Origin of the sequence: Helicobacter mehlei (assembly GCF_003660265.1) — a bacterium.
Classification (GTDB): Bacteria; Campylobacterota; Campylobacteria; order Campylobacterales; family Helicobacteraceae; genus Helicobacter; species Helicobacter mehlei.
In genome coordinates this window covers 108,837-130,456 of record NZ_QXQP01000001.1, presented here as the reverse complement: position 1 = coordinate 130,456, position 21,620 = coordinate 108,837, and the positions used below count along the sequence as shown (strand labels likewise).

Annotated in this window: 17 protein-coding genes; 5 read left to right on the top strand and 12 right to left on the bottom strand. The window is 46.1% G+C overall.

All coding sequences use genetic code 11. The features are described 5' to 3' along the window. Window positions 1-19: 19 nt before the first annotated feature. The 4 genes from EAO36_RS00650 to EAO36_RS00635 all read left to right on the top strand — a co-directional run bounded on the left by EAO36_RS00650 (window position 20) and on the right by EAO36_RS00635 (window position 4,799). Window positions 20-1,057, top strand: a complete 1,038-nt coding sequence (locus tag EAO36_RS00650) for a rod shape-determining protein (RefSeq protein WP_006016944.1) — start codon at window positions 20-22, stop codon at window positions 1,055-1,057. An 8-nt stretch (window positions 1,058-1,065) separates the two neighbouring features. Continuing rightward, window positions 1,066-1,923 carry a rod shape-determining protein MreC gene (locus EAO36_RS00645; RefSeq protein WP_120947936.1) on the top strand — a complete coding sequence of 286 codons (858 nt, stop codon included), beginning with the start codon at window positions 1,066-1,068 and terminating at the stop codon, window positions 1,921-1,923. A gap of 78 nt (window positions 1,924-2,001) precedes the next feature. Next, complete coding sequence (locus EAO36_RS00640) at window positions 2,002-4,026, top strand: tetratricopeptide repeat protein (protein ID WP_120955557.1); 2,025 nt, start codon at window positions 2,002-2,004, stop codon at window positions 4,024-4,026. 2 nt (window positions 4,027-4,028) lie between these two features. Next, window positions 4,029-4,799, top strand: coding sequence for a hypothetical protein (locus EAO36_RS00635; protein WP_120947933.1), 771 nt, complete (start codon window positions 4,029-4,031; stop codon window positions 4,797-4,799). On the opposite strand, the gene rlmN is transcribed toward EAO36_RS00635, so the two are convergent. The 7 genes from rlmN to rsmA form a co-directional block, all read right to left on the bottom strand. After that, the gene (gene rlmN, locus EAO36_RS00630; RefSeq protein ID WP_120955555.1) at window positions 4,783-5,871 is read right to left on the bottom strand and encodes a dual-specificity RNA methyltransferase RlmN; all 1,089 of its coding nucleotides are present in this window, start codon (window positions 5,869-5,871) and stop codon (window positions 4,783-4,785) included. The two genes, EAO36_RS00635 and rlmN, sit on opposite strands and share 17 nt — an antisense overlap. After that, entirely contained in the window at window positions 5,868-7,682 is a 1,815-nt protein-coding gene (gene glmS, locus EAO36_RS00625; RefSeq protein WP_120947931.1) for a glutamine--fructose-6-phosphate transaminase (isomerizing), read from the bottom strand. The genes rlmN and glmS overlap by 4 nt, the downstream gene beginning before the upstream one ends. Before the next feature lie 9 nt (window positions 7,683-7,691). Next, window positions 7,692-7,931, bottom strand: a complete 240-nt coding sequence (locus tag EAO36_RS00620) for a DUF2443 domain-containing protein (RefSeq protein ID WP_013890678.1) — start codon at window positions 7,929-7,931, stop codon at window positions 7,692-7,694. Between the two features lie 9 nt (window positions 7,932-7,940). After that, window positions 7,941-8,906 (bottom strand): KpsF/GutQ family sugar-phosphate isomerase, encoded by a 966-nt coding sequence (locus EAO36_RS00615; RefSeq protein ID WP_120947930.1) that lies wholly within the window; start codon window positions 8,904-8,906, stop codon window positions 7,941-7,943. Continuing rightward, a complete protein-coding gene (msrB, locus tag EAO36_RS00610) occupies window positions 8,906-9,877 on the bottom strand; it encodes a peptide-methionine (R)-S-oxide reductase MsrB (protein ID WP_120955566.1) in 972 nt (323 codons plus the stop codon). Before msrB ends, EAO36_RS00615 begins: the two co-directional genes overlap by 1 nt. An 83-nt stretch (window positions 9,878-9,960) precedes the next feature. Beyond that, complete coding sequence (locus tag EAO36_RS00605; RefSeq protein ID WP_120947929.1) at window positions 9,961-11,940, bottom strand: ribonuclease J; 1,980 nt, start codon at window positions 11,938-11,940, stop codon at window positions 9,961-9,963. Continuing rightward, window positions 11,933-12,820, bottom strand: coding sequence for a 16S rRNA (adenine(1518)-N(6)/adenine(1519)-N(6))-dimethyltransferase RsmA (gene rsmA, locus EAO36_RS00600; RefSeq protein ID WP_120955553.1), 888 nt, complete (start codon window positions 12,818-12,820; stop codon window positions 11,933-11,935). Before rsmA ends, EAO36_RS00605 begins: the two co-directional genes overlap by 8 nt. 83 nt (window positions 12,821-12,903) lie before the next feature. On the opposite strand from rsmA, the gene EAO36_RS00595 reads away from it, so the two are divergent. Next, the gene (locus EAO36_RS00595; protein ID WP_120947927.1) at window positions 12,904-13,458 is read left to right on the top strand and encodes a phosphorylase family protein; all 555 of its coding nucleotides are present in this window, start codon (window positions 12,904-12,906) and stop codon (window positions 13,456-13,458) included. Window positions 13,459-13,763: 305 nt separating this feature from the next. On the opposite strand, the gene EAO36_RS00590 is transcribed toward EAO36_RS00595, so the two are convergent. Genes EAO36_RS00590 through glyS form a run of 5 tightly spaced genes read right to left on the bottom strand, consistent with a single transcriptional unit; the run spans window position 13,764 to window position 21,539 of the window. Then, window positions 13,764-14,048: a DUF3240 family protein gene (locus EAO36_RS00590; protein WP_120947926.1), complete on the bottom strand. Its 285-nt coding sequence runs from the start codon at window positions 14,046-14,048 to the stop codon at window positions 13,764-13,766. Next, a complete protein-coding gene (locus EAO36_RS00585; RefSeq protein WP_162983062.1) occupies window positions 14,048-17,110 on the bottom strand; it encodes an efflux RND transporter permease subunit in 3,063 nt (1,020 codons plus the stop codon). Before EAO36_RS00585 ends, EAO36_RS00590 begins: the two co-directional genes overlap by 1 nt. After that, window positions 17,110-18,183 (bottom strand): efflux RND transporter periplasmic adaptor subunit, encoded by a 1,074-nt coding sequence (locus tag EAO36_RS00580; RefSeq protein WP_120955551.1) that lies wholly within the window; start codon window positions 18,181-18,183, stop codon window positions 17,110-17,112. Before EAO36_RS00580 ends, EAO36_RS00585 begins: the two co-directional genes overlap by 1 nt. After that, the gene (locus EAO36_RS00575) at window positions 18,180-19,448 is read right to left on the bottom strand and encodes a TolC family protein (protein WP_185962971.1); all 1,269 of its coding nucleotides are present in this window, start codon (window positions 19,446-19,448) and stop codon (window positions 18,180-18,182) included. Before EAO36_RS00575 ends, EAO36_RS00580 begins: the two co-directional genes overlap by 4 nt. Before the next feature lie 3 nt (window positions 19,449-19,451). Then, entirely contained in the window at window positions 19,452-21,539 is a 2,088-nt protein-coding gene (glyS, locus tag EAO36_RS00570) for a glycine--tRNA ligase subunit beta (RefSeq protein WP_235852211.1), read from the bottom strand. Window positions 21,540-21,620 lie beyond the last annotated feature (81 nt).

Genomic DNA, 21,620 nt, shown 5'->3' with positions numbered 1-21,620 from the left:
ATCCAAAAGAAAGAGTTTCATGATCCTAGATAAAATAATCGGTGTCTTTTCTCACGATGTAGCGATTGACTTAGGCACGGCTAATACCGTGGTATCTGTCAAGGGACAGGGTATCATCATCAACGAGCCTTCCATTGTCGCCGTCAAACTCAACAAATACGACCGCATGGAAGAGGTGTTAGCGGTGGGGAGCGAGGCTAAGGAGATGATTGGCAAAACGCCTGCTGGCGTGCAAGCCATTCGCCCCATGAAAGATGGGGTGATTGCTGATTTTGACATCACCGAGAAAATGATTCGTTATTTTATTGAAAAAGCCCACAAACGCAAATCCTTGATCCGCCCCCGAATCATGGTATGCGTGCCCTATGGGCTAACCAGCGTGGAGCGCAAGGCGGTTAAAGAGAGTGCAATGAGTGCGGGAGCTAGAGAGGTGTTTTTGATTGAGGAGCCCATGGCTGCAGCCATTGGGGCGGGCTTGCCGGTTAAAGACCCACAAGGGAGCTTGATTGTGGACATTGGCGGGGGCACAACAGAAATTGGGGTGATTAGTCTTGGGGGGTTGGTGGTGAGTAAGAGTATCCGTGTGGCGGGTAATAAGTTAGATGCTAGCATTGTAGATTATGTCCGCAAAACCTACAACTTGCAGATCGGGGAGCGCACGGGCGAGGAAATTAAAATCGCCATTGGGTCCGCCATTGAACTAGATCCCCCTTTAAAAATGGAAGTCAGCGGACGCGATCAAGTGAGCGGGATTTTAAACACCATTGAGCTCAATAGCGAAGATGTTAGAGAGGCGATCAAGGAACAGATTAAAGAGATCAGCAACGCCTTAAAATCTGTTTTAGAAGAGGTTAAGCCCGACTTGGCTGGGGATATTGTGGAAAATGGGGTTGTGCTCACAGGTGGGGGGGCTTTGATTCGTGGGCTAGATAAATATTTGAGCAATATTGTCAAGTTGCCCGTTTTTGTGGGCGAAGAACCACTTTTAGCGGTGGCTAGGGGCACAAGTAAAGCCATTGAAGATTTAGATTTATTGAGCAGTCTAGGGGATTTGTAGGATCAAGTTTGGTTGGTAAGCGGGGCATTTTAGTTTTAGGCGTTTTCTTCACTATCTTGTATTTGCTAGACATCCGTGGCTCTAGCAGTTATTTAAGCGATAAAATCAAAGTCTTTTTTTTAAACACCAAAGATTATTTTGTTTTGGGCTACCAAAAGCACTTCCAGCAAGCCCAAATGATTGAGGATTACCAGCAACAACTACAAGATTATCGCGATCTCAAATTGGCCTATGCTGACCTCATCAGCAAAAACAAAGCTCTAATGGTGGCGATTGACAATTTAGAAAATCTCCAAAAGACCTATGCGCCCAACACCTCAAATCTGTCCGCCCTCCTTTCTAACACCACTAAAAACCCACATGTTTGTACAATCCCCCTAGAGTCGGCCTTGATCCCCTCTCCGCTTTTTACACTCACGCGGGTTTATGGCTTTGCCAAGTTGGGCGATACCCACCAGTTACTCTTAGATGTCAAAGCCTCCTATCCCAAAGATCAGATTTTGGGCATGGTGGCATTTAACCGCACCATAGGGATTGCTGTGCAAAGAGATGGGCGTTTTGTGGGACTCTTGCATGGTGATCCGCAGACTAGCTATAGTGTGATGGTTAAAAATGGCGGGAAAGTCTATTATGGTTTTATCACCAGCGAGTCGTTTAATACCTATGTGAGCTTTTTGCCCGCCTATGCGCCCATCCAAGTGGGAGACCCCGTTTTTACCAGTGGCATGGATCACATCTTTAGCACGGGAATTTATGTCGGCAAAGTCGCCAGCATAGAAGATCACTACCTTTATAAAAGAGCCTTGCTCCAAGTCGATCCCCTCGATCAGATGATTTTTTACACCACCTTAGTGAGTATGCCATAATGCCAGATTTTGCGCGTTTTTACCAAGATTTGCTCTTGAGCGAGGGCGCATTTTTTTTTAGAAAATAGTTTAGATGCGTTGCTAGATACACCCATCCCCCAAGACAAACAACTAGAAATTTTTAAGGTTTTCACTTCTAAAGCCCTCCACTTGTTTAAAAAAGGTGAGGTGTTGGGAATCAAATATTTGTATTTGGGCTTGTTGATTCCAGATATGATCGCCCTAGATATGGACTTTGAACGCTATTTTAGCCTCGCCCAGCAAGCCATGCAAGCTAGCAACAACCCAATCGAGACACGCATGTTTTTTGAGCTGGCTTGCATTGCCAAGTTGATGAGCGGGGCAAAATTAGAGGCGTTGCACTTTTTAACCGAACAACTTTGTTTGCAAGATAGTGCCTTTTTATGCCACTACAATGCCTTGATAATCGATCTTTTTACAAGATTAAAAGTCCCCTTTAGCACACCTAAATGCGTGCTTGACAAGCTCTTAAACCCTGCCTACTTTTTAGCCCACAATCACAAGACCCAACGCAACATTTTAAACGCCCAATTACATTTGCTTTGGAATGTCCCGCATTTTTTCGCCTCTAAAGAATGGTTAGGACTCTATGGAACTTACAAAGTTTTATTTATGGCTCTTTTGGAGGCAAATGCCCTAGATCATGCCCTATTTTTGCAATTTCTCATCTACCATGTGTGTGGGAATGCCTTTAGTGATGAGGCGCAATGGGAGGATTTTAATACCCATATCACTTTGATCGCCTCCAAGCACTACCCCCGACTCTTCCAGCAATACCTAGCCTCGCACGCCAAAAGCTACCCTTATTGCTTGGATCGTAGCACGCCCATTGTGATTGGTATTTTGCGGGATCGCTTGGTGGAAAACTCACCCTTCAAGGTGGAATGTTCGCTAATGGCGATGCTCACCAAGCACCCTGCCTTTAGCGCACGCTTTAAAATCAAGGTCTTTAGCATGGACTATGATGAAAAAAGCCCCAATGACCCCCAAGCGATCGCGTTGTTGCAAAATTTGGGCGAGTGGGCTAGCTTTGAGGGCGGGATTGAGCTCATCACCCTCCCAACAGGCGATGCCTTCTATCAAAGCCACCTAGAAAAAGCCTTGAGGCTAAAAGAATTGCTCCATGCCCACCAAGTGTGTGTTTTGATTAGCCCCAATAATGGCTATGGGATCAGTGATTTTTTGCTTGCCACCCGTTCCAGTGCGGTGCAAATTTACTATAGCCATGGCAACAAGGCTTATCACTTGGATACTCTAGAGGGTTATATGACCCACATTGCACCCACCATAGGGGCTTATAGCGAGTCAAATCTGCCCTATCTGGGTATTTTTGTCCCTATGCTCTCTTTTTTTTATAACCCCCCTCTAGATGCCTATAGCCAACACCTCATTAAAAAAACCCGTTCGTTTTATGTGTCTAATCCCGATGCGCTGATTTTGGGTACAATTGGGCGACTCACTAAACTAGATAGCCTAGAGTTTTTGCACAGTGTGTTAGAAATCCTGCACCAAGTGCCCCAAAGCGTGTATTTGGCATGCGGGATTGGTCCTAACCAAGCCATCCAAGAAAAATTAGAGCAACTCATCCAAAAACACAGCCTCCCGCCCTCTTTGTTGGAACGCTTTAAATTTGTGGGCTATGTAGATGCACATTTGTATGGGCATGTGATCGATTTGTTCTTAGATACTTTCCCCATGCAACAAGGCGAGAGCAAGGCGGAGTTTAGTGCTAAAAATAAACTGGTCTTAACCCTCTCAGAGAGCACGCCCCAAGCACGCCAAGAAAATTTTAATGCCTTTGTGCGCACCCACATGCCCGCCATTCAAGAACTTTGCGTTGCCCATGCCATCAGTCTAGAGGATTACCAACGCTATTACCACCAAGAAGCCCAGAGCGTGATCGCCTTTAGCCCTAAGGATTACGTGGGCAAAGCCCTAGAACTCTTAAAACTCTGGCAAAGTCCCGATCGGCTACAAACCATGCTAGAGGAGCGATCGATCTTGCGCGTGATCACCCAAAAAATCAAAGCTAAGCAAAGCGCGGATTTAGTGGTAAAATACTTAGAGCAACTTTTGGGGTAGGCATGCGTTTGGTGTATGTGGCATTTTTAAGCCTTGTTCTTTTGGGGTTTTTGGGGTGCATGGGGATGTTTTTGCCCATGTTTTTTTCCTCCCTTTCCCAAGATAACCAAAACCAGTTAGACCAATTTGGGGATGATCCCATCAATGGCGATCGCCAATCCCAAGAAGTGCTTTACTACACTCGCTTAGAGCCACCGATGTTTGAAGATCCTTCAGGACACCCTATCGAACAAGATGTGGGCTTGTCTTCCCAAGACATTAGGGGCACGGCGGTGAATGGGGTTGAAATCCAAAGAAGCGACTTACTCCAAGAGGTTAAAGATAGCGAGCAAAAACGCAAAGACAAGGCAAACACACCCGAGACTTTCCATGCGAAGTTAAACGACTGTGCCAAAAACGATCTTTTCAATGAACTAGGAGCCCAGCTTAAAATCAAAACAGACGAGCAAAAACGCTGTATCCGCTTGCAAAACCACTACTTTAGCGTGCTCAACAAACATTATGCTACCATCAACCAAAAAAAAGCGCGGGTTTTAATCCTCTTGCAAGATCTAGTGAGTGCTTGCAACACCTACCCAGAAAAACAAGCCTTGCTAAAAAGCCCCTTTTTCAAACGCCTAGCCCCCCATATCAATACACGCAGAGAAAAATTACTTTATAAGCAACTGGGCAATGCCAAGCCCTTGAAACGCGATGGCTTGCATGCACTTTTAACCGATCCGAAACTGGGCGAACGCTTTTATCGTTGCCAATATTTTATCCATGCTCCTTAAGCCGTTTTTCACGCAGTTGCCCGCAAGCCGCACTGATGTCTAGCCCCTTAGAGATGCGGATTGTGCAAAGCAAACCCTTTTGATTCAAAAAGTCCGCAAAAGCTTGCACTTTTTCTGGATCGGGACGCTCAAAGGGGCTATTTGGCATGGGGTTATAGGGGATGAGATTGACCTTAGCTCTTAGTCCATTGAGCAATTTTAACAACGCCCTAGCATGCTCTAAGCCATCGTTAAGATCTTTTAAAACGAGATATTCAAACATGATGCGTTTGCGGGTGTCTAAAGGAAAACGCCTGATGGCATCAATCAAGGCTTGGATGTTATAGGTTTTATTAATAGGCATTAATTTGGAGCGTAAAATATCATTGACCGCATGCAAAGAGATCGCCAATTGCACGCCCAAATTGAGCGCGCCCAACGCATCAATGAGCGGTGTAACCCCGCTTGTGGAGATGGTGATGCGTCTAGGGGCAATATTTAGTCCTGCTGGATCACTTAAAATCTGGATGGCGCGCACGACTTGTTCAAAATTATGCAAGGGTTCGCCCATGCCCATAAAGACTAAATTAATCCCCTTCGTGGGTTCTAAATTGTGATCGCGTTTGAGATACACCACTTGTTGCACGATCTCAGCGGCTGATAAATTACGCACAAAGCCCCCCTTAGCGGTTGCGCAAAACACACAGCCCACCTTGCAACCAATTTGGCAACTCAAACAAAAGGTCAGCTTTTCTTGGGCGATTAATTGCCCATGACCACCAAATTGTTTGTCTTTCATCACCATAAAGACACTCTCAAAGGTGTGATCATCGGGGGTTTTAAACAAGTATTTTTGGCTTTGATCGGCACTGCACTCATGAGCAACTGCCTCTAGCGTGCCTAGATCAAAATCTTGCATGGCTTGTTGTCTAAAGCCCTTGGGGAGATTGTGCATCGCCTCAAAACTAGAGACATAGCGTTGGTAAAGCCAACTAAAGATTTGTTTAGCCACAAAGGGCTTGAAATTGTGTTGGGCACAATAACTTTTGAGCTCCTCTAAAGGGAGTCCGTATAAAGAGGATTTCAAACTCATTCCACCGTAACGCTTTTGGCTAGATTGCGGGGTTTATCCACATCTAATCCCTTGAGTTGCGCCATCTCTAGCGCAAAGAGTTGCAAGACCACGAGCATGCTAAAAAATTCAGGCATGTAGTGTGGGTAGGGCTTGGTTTGGATTTGGAAGGTGGCGTTATCAATAGGCGTGGGGCTAATGGCAAAGATGAGTCCGTCGCGGGCGCGTAACTCCTCAACATTGCTTAGATTCTTGGAGAAGAGGAGATTTTGGGGCAAAAGGGCGATGCTCAATAAACTGCAATCGGCTAGGGCAATGGGTCCATGTTTCATCTCTGCACTGGCATAACCTTGCGCATGCACATAGGCTAATTCCTTGAGCTTGAGCGCGCCTTCTAGGGCTAGGGGGTAAAACACCCCCCTACCCATGAAAAAATACCCCTTGGGGTTTTGCTTTAAAATCTGCGCGCTTAAAATTTGGATTTGGGGGTGCAATTCTAGGGCATCTTGGATTGCTTGCATGCTCGCATGCAGAGCTTGGATTTGCTCTTGCAAGGCTTGCTTGGACAATCGCTTGTGCCCTAACTCTAGGGCCAAGAGCCACAGCGTTAAAATTTGACTCACAACGGCTTTTGTGGAGGCTACACTGCGTTCCAAACCCGCATGGGTTAAAAGGGTGGCATGCGCTAAAGCACTCATGGTGGAATTTTGCGTGTTACAAATGGCAAGCGTGTTTAGGCCCAAACTTTTAGCCAACTTTAAAGCCTCTAGGGTATCCGCACTCTCCCCACTTTGAGAAATGGCGATCAGAAGTTCTTTGGCTTGGGTGGCAAAGTGGGCATAGCGGTATTCACTGGCTAATTCAACCTGCACTTTAAGCTGGGCTAGGTCTTCAATCAAGTATTTGCCCACCAAACCCGCATGGTAGCTCGATCCGCATGCAACTACACTCAAACACGATAGATTCTCTAAAAACCCTTTGGGGAGTTCTAAATGCACCCGTTGGGCTTTGATTCGTCCTAGCAATGTGAGCACTTTATATTGCTCATAAATCTCTTTTTGCATAAGTGTCTGGAAGCCCTCTAAATCGCTCTGTGTGCTATCTTGGATCACGGCAGAAGGCGTACCTAAATCCTCCAGCTTAAAGGGCGTGTGCAAATCCAGCACGCCTATAGACCCATCCTCTAGGCGCACCATCTGGCTAGCTTGGCTTAGGGCACTGGGCGCGCTGGCAAAAAAGATACCTTGTTTGGCAAGAGCTATGAGCAAGGGCGATCGCTCTTTGGCATAAAAAATACAAGTGGGAAAATGGGTGTTGATGAGCAAAATCGCATATGCCCCCTCTAGCTGGGCGATAGTTTTTTGGAAGGCTTGTAAAGCCTGTTCTTTGGTGGGTGCACTTTGCAGGTTCTGGGCTTGCAATTGGGCTTCAAATAAATGGGCGATGATCTCACTATCGGTTTGACTACTAAAAACATGCCCCTTTTTTTGCAATTTTTCTTTGAGGGTGGCGTAATTTTCAATAATCCCATTATGCACAATCGCACTACCTGCATAAACATGTGGGTGGGCGTTGGTGGCACTAGGTTTACCATGGGTTGCCCAACGCGTGTGGGCGATTCCAACACCCTCTCCCTTTGAAGTGAAATCCTGAGTCAGATTCTCCAGCGCATTGATTTTCCCATCGGTCTTATAAATCTCTAGCACCGGACATTTTTTCTCCAAAGTGGCTAACCCGGCACTATCATAGCCCCGATACTCCAACTCTTTGAGTCCTGCAATCAAAAGGGCTCTTTTTTCTTGCTTGCCAATATAACCAACAATCCCACACATGGCAATCCCCTAAAATACCAGCATTTCGCGTTTGTATTTGTTGAGCGCGTTAATGTGCTCCTTTAACTCCTCCACATGCTCGCCAATTTGGGTGTAAAAGGCCATGTTGAGCGTGTCGGGGATGTCTAAGCTCCCCCGTTTCATCAAAATAAAATCACCCAAGCTGATATTGGCGATCTTTAAGAGCACTTCAATCTCTTCTTTGGAATTTTCAATATTTTTAATGATAAGTTCCAATTTTTCAAACATGTTTCCTCTTTAAGTGGGTTTGCTAAGCCCTAGGGCTAAAAGTGTGTGTAGGTGCAACACACCTAGCACCCTTTGTTGGGTGTCTAGTACGATTAATAGCGAGATTTGGTGGGTTTCGATGAACTCTAGAGCTTGGATTAAGGGCATGTGGGGGTTATCGATACACTTAGGCTCTAGGGTGGCAAAATTTTTGGCCGGGGCATTGAGATCAAAACTTGCGGGCTGGAGCAGAGCGCGGCGGATATCCCCATCGCTGAGCACGCCCACCAACCTTTGCTCTCGATCCAAGAGCAGGGCATTGCCCAAGCCCTTATCATTAGCGCACAACAAGGCTTGGTGCAAAGAACAATCTACGCCCACTAAGGGCAGGTTTTGGGTACGATAAACATCCTTAACTTGCAAGCGTAATTGTTTGCCCAGTAACCCCCCCGGGTGGGTGAGTGCGAAATCTTCTTTTTGGAAGTTCTTATGGGCCATCAAGCACACCGCCAACACATCACCCAGAGCTAAACTTAAAGTGCTAGAAGTGGTCGGCACAAGGTGGAAGGCTTCTTGCTCAATTTCTAGCTTTAAATGATAGGTGGCCAGTTTGCCCAAAGAACTTTGCGAATCTTTACTCATGGCAATCAAAGTTTTGTAGGGAATTACCCGCAAGGCATCGAGCAATTCCACACTCTCGCCCCCATAGCTAATGGCCAAGATGACATCTTGACTCCCCACAATCCCCATATCTCCATGCATTGCCTCTGTGGGGTGCAAAAAGATCGCCTTTGTGCCCGTGCTAGTCATCGTAGCCGCAATCTTGTGCCCCACATGCGCACTCTTGCCAACCCCCATCACCACGACCAAAGGTGCACCGGCTAGGGCGTGGATTATGGGCTCTAGAATGGGGTTACTCAGTGCCCCCATAGCCTTTAAAAGCGCATTGGCTTGTAGCTCTAGGGTGTGGCGCGCGTGGCTGGCATAATCTAGCATTATTTTTGACGCACCTCACGCTTGAGCATGGCAGCCTTGAGAGTGGGGATCAAATAGCCATAACCCTCTTTTTCCATGTCCTCTAAGGGTACAAATTTCAAGGCAGCACTATTGATGCAATAGCGCAAACCGCCTAACTCTTTGGGACCATCTTCAAAAACATGCCCTAAATGCGCTTTGCCTACACGGCTACGCACTTCAGTTCGCAAGCGATTTAAGCTCGTATCATCGTGGTAATTAACCACATCCTTAGCAATGGGCTTACTAAAGGCAGGCCACCCACAACCGCTATCAAATTTATCGGTGCTTAAAAAGAGCGGTTCGCCTGTGGTGATATCCACATAAATGCCCGGTTTAAAGAGTTTGTCATATTCATTATCAAAGGGGCGTTCTGTATGGCTTTCTTGGGTAACTTGGTATTGCAGGACACTAAGCTTGGCTTTGAGCTCACCATCGCTGGGTTTGTGGTAGTCATTGGGATCGATCAAGGGCTCATTAGCTTTTTTCAAATCAATATGGCAATAACCTCCCGGATTCTTTTTCAAATAATCCTGATGGTATTCCTCAGCCACCACAAAGTTTTTCAAGGGTTCTAGCTCAATTTGGATTTTTTGTTGGTAGTGTTTTTGTAGTTGCTCTAGGGCTTGGGCGATGATGGGGCGATCTTTGGGATCGGTGTAGTAAATCCCGGTGCGGTACTGCCTACCGCGATCATTGCCTTGTCTATCAATGCTGGTCGGATCAATGACTCGAAAATAATAAAGTAAGAGTCTATCCAAACTAATTTGAGCGGGATCAAAGGTAACTTTGACGGTTTCGGCATGATCGGTGTTGTGTAGTTCATGGTAACTGGTCTGATCGCTCTTGCCATTGGCATAGCCCACTAGAGAATCTTTGACCCCATAAATGCGTTCCATATAGGCTTCCAGCCCCCAAAAACACCCCCCCGCTAAATAAATCGTATGTTGCATAGGTTTCTCCTGATGGGTTTTAGCAAATAAACCAAGAGGGACAAGGCACAAGAGCCACAAGAGAATCGCGCGCATGGTAACCCCTAATGCACAAAAACATGGCTGACAATAGCCGGATATTTCTTGGTGTGCTTGAAAAGAGCCTTGCGGATAAAATTACGCACACTCTCATCTAGGCTCTTGTTATTGTTCAAGACATCTTGGCGCAAGGCTTTGATGTGCAATCCCAATGAGCCTTGCAATTCAGATACAAAGGCACGCTCCTCTTTGAGATTGGCGATCCCCACACTGGTGATCTTGGAATGGGGCATTAAATCCTGCCCCTCTTTGGAGATAAAGAGGACGGCACTTAAAAAGCCCGCACTGGCGATCTCCAAGCGTTCTTGGACAATCTTTTGCTCAATACTCACATTATTGGTGTTATCCACATAGCTTTTCCCGCTTTTCACGCTTTTAACCTTGCGCATAAAATTGGGATTGACCTCCACTTGATCGCCATCTTCCATGAGGTAGATATTTTTTTCAGGTACGCCACACGCAATCGCGGTTTCTTTGTGTTTGGCGACATGGTTATACTCCCCATGTACGGGCAAGAAAAATTTAGGCTTGATGAGGCGCAACATCAACTTTTGTTCCTCTTGGGCGGCATGCCCGCTGACATGAACATCAAAGGCTTGATAAACCACTTGGGCTTCTTTTTTCATCAACAAGTTTAGAATGCTAGACACACTGGCTTCATTCCCCGGAATGGCTTTAGCCGAAATGATAATGAGATCGCTAGGCTTAATGCTAATGTGGCGGTGCTCATCAGTTGCCATGCGATAAAGGGCACTCATGGTTTCCCCTTGTGAGCCCGTGGTAACAATGAACACTTCATGATCTTGGAGTTTTTCGACCTCATGGGCTTCAATGAAGGTTTTAAAGGGCAGGTGGATATAGCCCAACTCCCTAGCAATGTCTAGGTTTTTCTCCATGGAACGCCCGATCACAGCGACTTTGCGGTTGTGGTTGATGGCATGTTGGATCGCCTGATACACCCGATGGATATTAGAAGAAAAGGTGCTCATGATCACGCGCCCTTTGGCATTCTTGAAAAGATTTTCAAACACGGGACCAATGCTACTCTCAGAGGGGGTGATCCCGGGTTTATAAGAGTTGGTGCTATCACTGAGCAACAACATCACCCCTTGTTCGCCATAGTGGGCGAGGCGGTAAAGGTCCGTGGGGATATTATCCACGGGGGTATGGTCGATCTTAAAGTCGCCCGTGTGGATGATCGTGCCCACTTTGGTTTGAATCGCTAGCGCGCTGGCATCAATGATGGAGTGGGTGATGTGAATCCACTCCACGATGAACTCCCCGATCTCAATAGGCTGGCGTTTTTGCACGATCTTAAAATAGCTTTTGAACTTTTTTAGTCCATGTTCATCAAATTTATTCCCGATCATCCCCAAACTTAAGGGTGTGCCATAAAGGGGGAATTGTAATTCCTTAAACAAGTAGGGCACCGCTCCGATGTGATCTTCATGCGCATGGGTGATCAAAATGCCCACGATCTTATCCTTGATGCTGTGTAAATAGCTAAAATCAGGGATCAAAATATCCACGCCATGCATGTCCTCGCTGGGAAAACTCATCCCCACATCAATAATAATGGCTTGTTGCATGGTTTCTAAGACCATCATGTTCCCGCCAATTTCACCCAAACCGCCTAAGGGCGTGATCTTGACACGTGCCTTGACATTGAGGTCTAATTTGTAATGGGGGTTTAGGTGGTTGATGTGGATTTTGTGGTTGGTCTCCACGCCCTGCTTTAATTCCTTATGAAAGCCCAAATTCCCCCGCTCGTTGGCTTTTGTGATGTTTTTAACGCCCTCTTGTTCTTGCATGTGCGGATGACTCATAGCCGGGTTGCCCGCTTGTTTCCTGCCATGCTTGATGCGGTTTTTGCGCCCAAATTCCCCAAAATTCTTGTTCTTGGGTTTGTGCGTGTTGGGGTGGGGTTGTGCGGACTCTTTGCTCAAATTAACTTTGGGGGGATTATCTTTGGAAGGATTATCCATGTTGTTCTCCTGTGAAATTTTGGGAGAGATGTGCCAAGCCTAGATAGTGGATAGGGTTTAGCTGGTGGGGTCTAAGAGTGGGATTAAGCTGGTGCTTGGCAAAGAATGCTTGCACCCACTCTAGAGGGTAGGTGCTTTTAAGATTGTTAAAAAGAGTCTTGCGGTTGGCTTTAAAGCAAATCTTAAGCACGCTCTCTAAGACCTCCAAAGAAGGTGCACCAAAATCAGGACCCAAAGGGGCTTTGAGCAAGCGAATCACAGCCGATTGCACTTTGGGCGGGGGGTTAAAGGCACTAGGAGGCACTTCAAAGAGCAAGGATCGCTGGTTGCACACACTAGAGGCCAACACGCTTAGAGCTCCATAATCGCTACTGCCACTTGACGCACAAAATCTAATGCCCACTTGCGCTTGCACCATCACGACCATTCCTAAACATAGAGAGTCCCTAAGTGCTTGGGTGATGATGGGTGTGGCGATGTAGTAGGGGAGATTAGAGACCAAGAAATAGGGTCCATCATGCAAGAATCCCCAAGCAGACAGGGCAAGGGGGTAACCTTTAAAAAGTTCCACTTGGTATTTTTCCTGCTGTGATCCATCTTTAACCCTTTTGCGTTCCATCACATCGCCCACCACGAGTTTTAAACGCGCCAACAAAGAGGGTGTTAGGCAAACCTTTAACCTCTGAGCCAATTTGCTATCCACTTCATAGGCTAACAGACCCTTAGGTAGTCTCCCTAAAAGTCTGGTGGTGAGATCTCCCAAGCCAACCCCTATTTCTACCATTTGCACATGATCACCAAAGTGCTCATAGGGGATGGATTGCAAAATCTGTTCTAAATAGCGGGCATCATGTAAAAAGTGTTGCCCTAAAAGTGCCATCTTCCTAACTTTAAACCTTTGGGGCGCATTCTAGCACAGGCTAGCTTAAAAGTGGTAAAATAAAGAAAATGATAAGGATTAGCATGTTTGTGTGTGCCGGGAAAATGGAGAGTTTTAGTTTTGCCAAAAGTATCGGGGTGGGTTTGGTGCAAAGTGCTTTGGAGCTGAGTCGTCTGTGCTTACTAGAAAAACCGGCCTCTTTAATCTTTATTGGGAGTGCAGGGACCTATGATTTTGATCTACCTTTGTTATCTTTGTATAAAAGTGCCCACGCCTTCCAAATTGAAGAGAGTTTTGTTACCCAACACAGCTACACACCTATAGAAAATGCCCTAGAAATCCAAACAAATGACTTTGAAGCTCTAGATTTGCCACCCATCAAGGTCAATTCGAGTAATTATATCCACACAAATGCGGAGTTTGCAAGACACATGTGCCATTTTGGGATTGCACTAGAAAATATGGAATTTTTTAGCGTCCTAAGCGTGGCTAGAGCGTTTAATCTACCCAGCTTTGGGATTTTTTGCACCACCAATCGGGCTGATCAAAATGCCCATGCCCAGTTTTTAGAAAACCACGCTAAGGCCTGCGCCAAGTTACAAGCATGGGTTGCGCAAGGTAACTTGTGTTATACTTGAGCACGGAGGTGTAATCTTCCAAAATCTTAGAAAGGAGATAGTTATGAATAGCAACAACAATAGCTGTAGCAACCACAACCATAGCAATAGTCAAAACAACAATAGTTGCAACAACAGCAACCAAAACAACAATAGTTGCAACAACAGCAACAAACAAGACTAAGAGCTATCCCCGCTTGTCATAAGCGGGGGGCTGGGTCTACCCCAAAAACTCCTGATGTTGCCGTCCTAAAATTCTCCAACACATCATTCCCAGCGCAATCTTTCCGTTGTGATGGGGCTAAATAAGTTGAAAAATAGCAATACTAATGGCGTAGAGCCCTAGAGACGGGCAAGAGATAGAGCGCGATCTCTTGGCTCAAGGTTTGCAATTCTTGAGCTAGACTATCTGCCTGCTCCTCTTCAAGGTAGAGTTTAAACAAGCCATAGTCCTTACGCCCGCTGACCTGCTCTTTTTCACTCTTTAACAAAGAAATAGCCGCGTACTCAAAGCACTCAAAAAAGTAAAAGTAATCATAGCCATGCTCTAAGAGATAGTCCACAATCATGTCTTTGAGTTTCATATCCACATAGACTTCTAAGATCACCATCAAACGACCTTGATTTTTTTGGCCACCAGCATAAACATCGGGGGCAAGAGCAAAAGCGTTAAAATGCTAGAAGTTACAAGCCCGCCTAAAACCACGATGGCTAGGGGTTTTTGTACCTCAGAGCCCACGCCATGGGAGAGCAACAAGGGGATGAGCCCCAAGCCCGCAATGCAAGCAGTCATTAAAACGGGGCGCAAACGCCGCAACGCCCCCTCAAACACACATTCTTCTACGCTCTTACCCTGATTTAAGAGTTCTCTAAAATACCCAATCATCACCACGCCATTTAAAACGGCAATCCCAAAGAGAGCGATAAAGCCCACGCTGGCAGGCACAGAAATATATTCTTGGGTTAAGAAAAGGGCGATGAGCCCACCAGTGATGGCAAAGGGGATATTGAGCAAAATGAGTAACGAGAGAGGCACGCTTTTGAAGGTGAAAAATAAAATAAAGAAGATCACCACAATACTAATGGGGATCACCGTGGATAGGCGTTTGTTGGCGCGTTCTTGGTTTTCAAACTGCCCGCCATAGGTGATGTAGTAGTTGGGGGGGAGTTGCACTTTTTGGGCAATTTTAGCCTTGATCTCATCTACAAATCCGCCCAAGTCCCGCCCCACAACATTAGAGCGCACCACGCTCATGCGCGTACTATTTTCCCGCGCAATCGCCACGGGACCATCCACTTCTGTAATGGTGGCAATGGAGGTGATGGGCACGGCAATCCCACGCTTGGAGGTCATCTCTAAACTTTTGATGAGGGTAATATTGGTGGAGATGTCCTCTTTTTGGCGGATAATGACAGGAGTTCTTGAGATACCCGTTGGGATAAATTCCACAATGATCCCCTCTAAGGCAGATTTAAGAAACTTAGCAAATTCATCGCTGGTGATCCCCACGTTAGCCATCGCATCCCGATCGGGGGTGATGTAAAGGTAGTTTAGTCCTTTGTTAAGAGCCGTAAAAACCTCACTAGAGCCCCTAACCCCCCTAATCACCTCCACAATTTGCGCGCTCAACTCATTGAGCTTATCAATGCTATTCCCAAAAATCTTAATGGCTAAATCGCCCCGCACACCCGTGAGCATCTCTGAGATACGCATTTCAATGGGCTGGGTGAAGGCAAAGCTAATCCCCTTGTAATCCTCCAAAACCTTTAGGATTTTATCTAAAAGCTCTTGTTTGGTTTTGACACTCCACTCTTTTTTGGGGATGTAGGAGATAAACATATCGGTTTGATTCAACCCTCCTAAATCCAACCCCAGTTCATCCGAGCCCGTGCGCGCCACGATTGCTTTGACTTCCTTGACATTCTCTCTAATGGTCTTTTCAATGCGCAAGATCAAATCCTTAGACTGATTGAGTGAGATAGAGGGCACGCTATCCACACTCAGCACGCTATCTCCCTCATCTAGGCTAGGCATAAACGCCTTGCCCACAAAGGGGAAGAGCGAGAGACTCCCAGCTAGAAAGATCAATGCGCCTAAGAGCATGGTTTTGGGGTTTTTTAAGGCAAAACGCAAAGCGGGAGTGTAGATAAAATAGAAAAAGCGTGTGAGGTAGGTTTCTTTATGGGGCTGGGTTTTGAGCACCATCGAGCTAATCACGGGCACCACCGTGATAGAGAGCACCAAAGTGCCTAGTAGGGCAAAGACAATACTAGAGGCTAGGGGGCGGAACATCTTGCCCTCAATGCCCTCTAAAGACAAAATGGGCGTAAAAAAGACAATGATGATGATGATCCCACTCACCACTGAGACCGCAATTTCTTTACACGAGCGATATATCGTGTGTAACTTAGTGGTGGTGCGGTTGTGGCTTAATTTCTCAAAGGCATTTTCTACCACAACCACTGCCGAGTCGATGAGCATGCCAATGGCAATGATGAGCCCGCCCAGACTCATTAAATTGAGCGTGATCCCATTGAGTTTAATTAAGATAAAAGCCACGCTCAGACTTAGGGGCAAGATCACCCCCACCGCCACGCTGGCGCGGAAATTACCCAAGAATAAAAACAAGGTGATCACAATCAGCACGACCGCCTCTATAAGGGTTTGGGTTACGGTATCAATAGCCTTTTGGGTAAATTCTGAGCGATCGTAAAAGACATGGGTATGCACGCCTGCGGGCAATAAGGGCTTGATGTCTTGATCGAGTTTTTGGCGCACCTGCTTGATAATTTCGCTGGAGTTTGCCCCTTTCAAGGAGAGCACAAGCCCCTCTGTGGTTTCATCAATGCCATTTTTGGTAACAAACCCTAAGCGGGTGCGGTAATGCACCACCACCTTAGCAAAATCGCGGATGTGCAAAAAACCCATTTTGGTTGAGATGGCGATATCCCCGATCTCTTTGGGGGTGAGTGCCATGGTTTGGATTTTGACTAAAAAGGTCTCCCCATCGCGATCCACACGCCCAGCCCCGCTATTGCTCAAGTTGGCTCTAAGTGTATTTTCCAAATCGCTAATGGAGATGCCCAAGCCTGCCATGTCATTAAAATCGGGGATCACTACAAAGGCACGGCTAAACCCTCCAATAGAATTGACATCAGCCACCCCCGGGATCGTTCTTAGCATGGGGCGGATCACAAAGTCTAAGAGCTGGCGTTTTTCCACCTCGGGCAAATTCCCATCAATGGTGAACATGAAAATATCAGATAACGGGGTTACAATGGGGGCAATGCCTCCATCCACCTCTGGGGGTAAATCTGGCATCACAAGGGCGAGTTTTTCATTGACAATATTGCGCGCTAGGTAAATATCCATGCCATCTTCAAAGTCAATTGTGATGTCACAAATGGCGTATTTAGAAGTGCTCCGCAAGGATTTTTCCCCTTTTAAGCCTAGCAACTCCAGTTCTAGGGGGCGCACCACATTGTTTTCCATCTCCTCGGGCGAACTACCCGGAAGCTTTAAGATGATCTTAACTTGGGTGGGGGACATATCAGGGAAGGCATCAACAGGGGTGGTGAAAAAGGCATACAGCCCAGAGAGCAAAAGCAAAAAGGCACAGATGAGGATAATCAAGCGTTGGCGCAGAGAAAACTCAATGATGGGAGCCAACATCAATCATCACCTAGATTATTGAGAATGCCCTTCAGGCTCACCAGTGCTCCTGCCGCAACTTTGGCATGCGGGTCGATATTTTTATTGCTAATCACAAAAACGCGGGTGCGTTCCTCAATAATTTGCACAGGGGTGGGCATAAAGCCCTTGGGTGTGCGCACAAACATCAAGTAATCTTGATCATTGCGGATAATCGCACTAGAGGGGACGATCAAAGAGTTTTTAGGCTTGATCCCCTCAATGTAAATATCCACCACCTCACCCACATGGTAATTATGTGCATCAATAAAGGCGGTGGCTAAAATGGTGTTAGAGTTGCGATCCAGCACCACAGAGATACTCTGAATCACCCCAATTTTATTCCCCAACGCGTCTAACACATGCGAGCCTTTTTTGATGTACCTAGAGAGACTGACGGGCAATTTGATTCGGGCGATCAAGTCGTTATTTTCAGCGATGCGGATGTAGGTGGTGAAAGGGAGGATTTTTTCTCCCAGCACTTTGGGGGCAATGGATAAAATACCACTATTGCGTGCAATGATCTTAAAGCCATAAAGCCCCATCGGGCGTTTTGGGTCAATCCCAAAGTTGCGGAAAGTGTCTTCTAGTTGGCGCACCCTTAGGCGCATCTCTTCGCTGATCAAATGGCTATTTTGATACTCTCTTTTTGCGATCACGCCTTGTTTATAGAGCTTGTAGTCTTTGGAGCTCACATCTAGGGCAACCTTGAGCTTGTTTTGGCTATTTTGTAATTGGAAGTAAAGGTTACTCAAATCAATGGAGCTAATCTCACAGATGAGATCGCCCTTTTTGACATATTCTCCCTCGCTTTTGTAAATGGCCACCACAGTGGCGTTAAAACTCAAGCTTTGAATCACCGTGTGCTTAGGGTTAGAGTTATTAAAATCAATCACGGCGTTAAAGGGCAAGCCCCTTGTGCCCAATTTCTTATCCAAAGGCACGACACTAATCCCCAAGCTATCAATCTGTTTTTGGGTCAAAACGATTTCATCATAAGCCCCCAAAGCTCCCAAAGCTCCCAAAAAGAGCAACAAGCAGACCCAGATTTTCACTGGGGTCCCCTAATACGTGTGAAAGTCTGGCCTAGTGTCTCTTCTAAAAGCGCAGTGATATCCACATATTCGATCTTAGCCTCTGCCAAAGCGATCAGCGCGTCCATATAAGAGTTTTGATAGATCAAATATTCAAAGAGCCCGATTTTTTGGGCTTCATAGGCAATGCGCCCCATCTCCATCAGCTTTGCTTTGTTGTCGATGGCTTCAATTTGGATTTTCATGTATTTTTCTTTGGTCTGGAGCTGGTTGAGGTAGGCATGGGCGTTGATCCCTATGTTGCGTTTCATCACTACATTTTTAGCCCGCGTACCATTTTCTAGGGCCAAAAACTTGCGTTTCAAGTGGATATTTTTAGGCGTAACGGGCAGGGGGATATTAAACTCAATGGAAAAATTGGTCGCCGAGTTATAACTCTCCGCCCCCAAACCAAATTCAAAGTTTTTGAAGACATCTCGATTAGCCAGATTCGCATTCACTTTATAATCTTTTGCGCTCAAGTCCAGCACTTCCACATACAAGGAATGATCCAAGATTCGCTGTAAGCCATACTCCCCAATGCGGACATATTCAAATTGCAAACCCGGAATCTTGATGAGATGATCTTTGTCTAAAAAAGTGCTAAAATCGGCATTTTTGGAGACGACAGGATGCACAATGGCTAACATGGTGTTGAGCGTTTTTTCTTGATTGATGATCAAGGTCTCCATGTTGATTTTGGCTAATTTGGACTCCAAGTAGGAATTTTTAAAGTTGATATAGTCCTTTTCAGACATGCTCCCTGCTTCAACTTTGCGCTGGGCAGCATTGAGCTGGGATAAAAAAATCTGTTCGCGACGGGCGTAAATATTGTGTTTTTCAATGTTTAAAATGTAATTCAGGTAGAGGCGTTTAGCCCCAATAAAGGCAAGATTGCGGCTCAATTCATAACTCTTGCGGTATTGCACATTTTTAATAGAGAGGCTTTGGGCAAGCAGACGGCTAACCCATGGGAGTTTGGGTTTGATCATCAACACGGTTCGAGGCTGGGCCTCAGCGATACCTTGGAAGTTACGCACCATAGAGGTTTCATTGGATATAAAGGGAAAATCCCAAGCATTGGTGGATTTTTGCTCCTCCAAAAGGCTAATAAACTCGGCCTTTTTTTGGATTAATTCCATAGAGTTATGCTCGACTCGCTTGAAAAATTCCTCTACAGAAAAGGTTTTAGCACTTAAAAAGCTGGCTAAAAGACCCGCAGTTAGCCAAAGAATTTGGAGATACAAGCCCTACAATTCCTTAATATCCGCCACACTCAAAAATTCCCGACAAATTAAAAAGAGTAAGCTTTTGCGGTTATTTTGGATTTGGGGGTTGGGATCGTTGATGAGCACTTTTTCAAAAAAGAGTTCTAGAGGGGTTTTGAGGGCAAATAGGGCGTGGATTTTATCGCCCAAATGGGCAAATGTGCTTTTTTGCAAGTTTAAGTAAGCTTCATAAAGCCCTTGCTCGCTCGTATCTTGAAAGAGGTGCGGATCGGGGTTGCTGGCTTGTTGTATATCTTGGGTGATATTAGCCACGCGCTTAAACACGCTCACCAATTGCCTAGAATCCTCCACCTGGTCTAAAAAATCTTGCAAAGCATAGAGCTTACGAGCCAATTGGCAAATCTCATAATCTTGCCCCCCCAAGGCTTCAATGCCTTTTAGTACGCTTTTGTAAAGATTGGGGGACTTGACACTTAAAACATGGGAGAGTCGTTCCAACATGAACTCCCTTAACAAAGAGAGATCAAAGGGGGCATAGTGGGTGCCAAGCATTTGCAAATCGGCTTGGAGATTGAAGGGCAAATTGTAGTGCAAGCAAATCCGCAACACGCCATTGCACGCACGGCGCAGGGCAAAGGGGTCTTTAGAGCCCGTGGGAATTTTGCCCACACTAAAAAGAGCCAACAAGCTATCTAGCTTTATGCTCAATGCCAACAGCGCACTTAAAAAAGTGCTGGGCAAGGGCGCGCCCTCAGCAATGGGGTAATATTGTTCTTTGAGTGCGGTGCAAATATCGGGGCTTTTGTGGTGGTGCTTGGCATAGTAAGAGCCCATAACGCCTTGTAACTCGGGGAACTCATAGACCACCTCGCTCAACAAGTCCGCCTTAGCTAGGCACAAGGACTCTAAAAGTTTGGCTTGCAAAATCTCTTGGGATTCTTGAGCGTGGGGGGCATATTTTTGGGCTAAAAAAAGGGCGATTTTTTGCTCACGCTCCACCTTGTCTTTCAAACTCCCCAAACCCTGCATAAAAGCGATCTTGTCTAAGGCTGGAGCCACATTTTCCCATTCCATGGATTGCTCCAAATCGTTTTGGTAAAAAAACACCGCATCGCTCAAACGCGCGCGCAAGACCTTTTGGTTGCCCACTAAAATGGTGGCAAAATCTTGGGGGTGTTGCAGGGGTGCATTGCTCACCACAATAAAGCCATTGTTGAGCACGCCCTCTTTAAAAGTGGCAAAATAGCGTTGGTGCTCCTTCATGGAAGTGGTGGTAACCTCTGTGGGTAAATCCAAAAAGGCGCGATCAAAAAGCCCATAAAGAGCTGTGGGGTAGGCAGTGATGGCAACCACCTCCTCTAAAAGTTCGGGATCAATCTGGACCTGCACGCCATGTTCTTGCTCTAGAGTCTTAATCTCATGCAAGATTTTTTCTTGGCGTTTGTTGGGGTCTAAGATTACAAAGCCTTTTTGCAGGGTTTGAAAGTAATCCTCTATGCTGGGTGTCTCATGGTAGGCAAAACTCTTAGCTGCATGGATTTTGGTCGCACGCCTAGCGGTGCAACCATAAGCTTGTTGGCAAGCCTCTAGAGACACAGGCTCATCTGCAAAGATCACGCAAAGATTATGGATGGGGCGGATGAAACGTTCTGGCACGCTACCCCACGCCATGCTTTTACCAAAATCTAGCGATCGCAAAAACTCCAACAAAATACCATCTAAAAGCGTAGCAGTGGAGATGGGCGGGCTGTGTAAAATGGCGTGCAAGACTTCCTTTTGGTTTTTTAGCACCGTACTAAAGGCTTGCAAAGGGTCTAAGCCCAACTTGGTATAAAACTTCTGCCCAATGGGATTAAGCTGGTTGTCTTCCATAGCCACACTTAAGGGGGGACCAAAGTGTTCGACTTGTTTAGCTGGGATGTGGGTGGGGAAATCTAGGGCATGGAGGACAAGGCGTGTGGGTGCGTAATAGCCACGCAGGTCGCCTTTAAAATCCACTTGATGGTTTTGTAGGGCTTGGTGGAACTTGTCTAGGATGTGTTTAAATTCTGCCAACAGAGCCTTAGCGGGCATCTCTTCAACTAGAACTTCAATGAGTAATGGGTTCAAGTAAGCTCCTATGCGTGAATCAGGCTAGCCATTAATAGTTATCAAGGGTTACTTATGTTAAGATTATAGCAAAACTTAAAG

Excerpts from the sequence above, each read along its gene's own strand:
- EAO36_RS00650 (WP_006016944.1), top strand. The coding sequence starts at position 20 with ATGATCCTAGATAAAATAATCGGTGTCTTTTCTCACGATGTAGCGATT.
- EAO36_RS00635 (WP_120947933.1), top strand. The coding sequence starts at position 4,029 with ATGCGTTTGGTGTATGTGGCATTTTTAAGCCTTGTTCTTTTGGGGTTT.
- rlmN (WP_120955555.1), bottom strand. The coding sequence starts at position 5,871 with ATGAGTTTGAAATCCTCTTTATACGGACTCCCTTTAGAGGAGCTCAAA.
- glmS (WP_120947931.1), bottom strand. The coding sequence starts at position 7,682 with ATGTGTGGGATTGTTGGTTATATTGGCAAGCAAGAAAAAAGAGCCCTT.
- EAO36_RS00620 (WP_013890678.1), bottom strand. The coding sequence starts at position 7,931 with ATGTTTGAAAAATTGGAACTTATCATTAAAAATATTGAAAATTCCAAA.
- EAO36_RS00615 (WP_120947930.1), bottom strand. The coding sequence starts at position 8,906 with ATGCTAGATTATGCCAGCCACGCGCGCCACACCCTAGAGCTACAAGCC.
- msrB (WP_120955566.1), bottom strand. The coding sequence starts at position 9,877 with ATGCAACATACGATTTATTTAGCGGGGGGGTGTTTTTGGGGGCTGGAA.
- EAO36_RS00605 (WP_120947929.1), bottom strand. The coding sequence starts at position 11,940 with ATGGATAATCCTTCCAAAGATAATCCCCCCAAAGTTAATTTGAGCAAA.
- rsmA (WP_120955553.1), bottom strand. The coding sequence starts at position 12,820 with ATGGCACTTTTAGGGCAACACTTTTTACATGATGCCCGCTATTTAGAA.
- EAO36_RS00595 (WP_120947927.1), top strand. The coding sequence starts at position 12,904 with ATGTTTGTGTGTGCCGGGAAAATGGAGAGTTTTAGTTTTGCCAAAAGT.
- EAO36_RS00590 (WP_120947926.1), bottom strand. The coding sequence starts at position 14,048 with ATGGTGATCTTAGAAGTCTATGTGGATATGAAACTCAAAGACATGATT.
- EAO36_RS00585 (WP_162983062.1), bottom strand. The coding sequence starts at position 17,110 with ATGTTGGCTCCCATCATTGAGTTTTCTCTGCGCCAACGCTTGATTATC.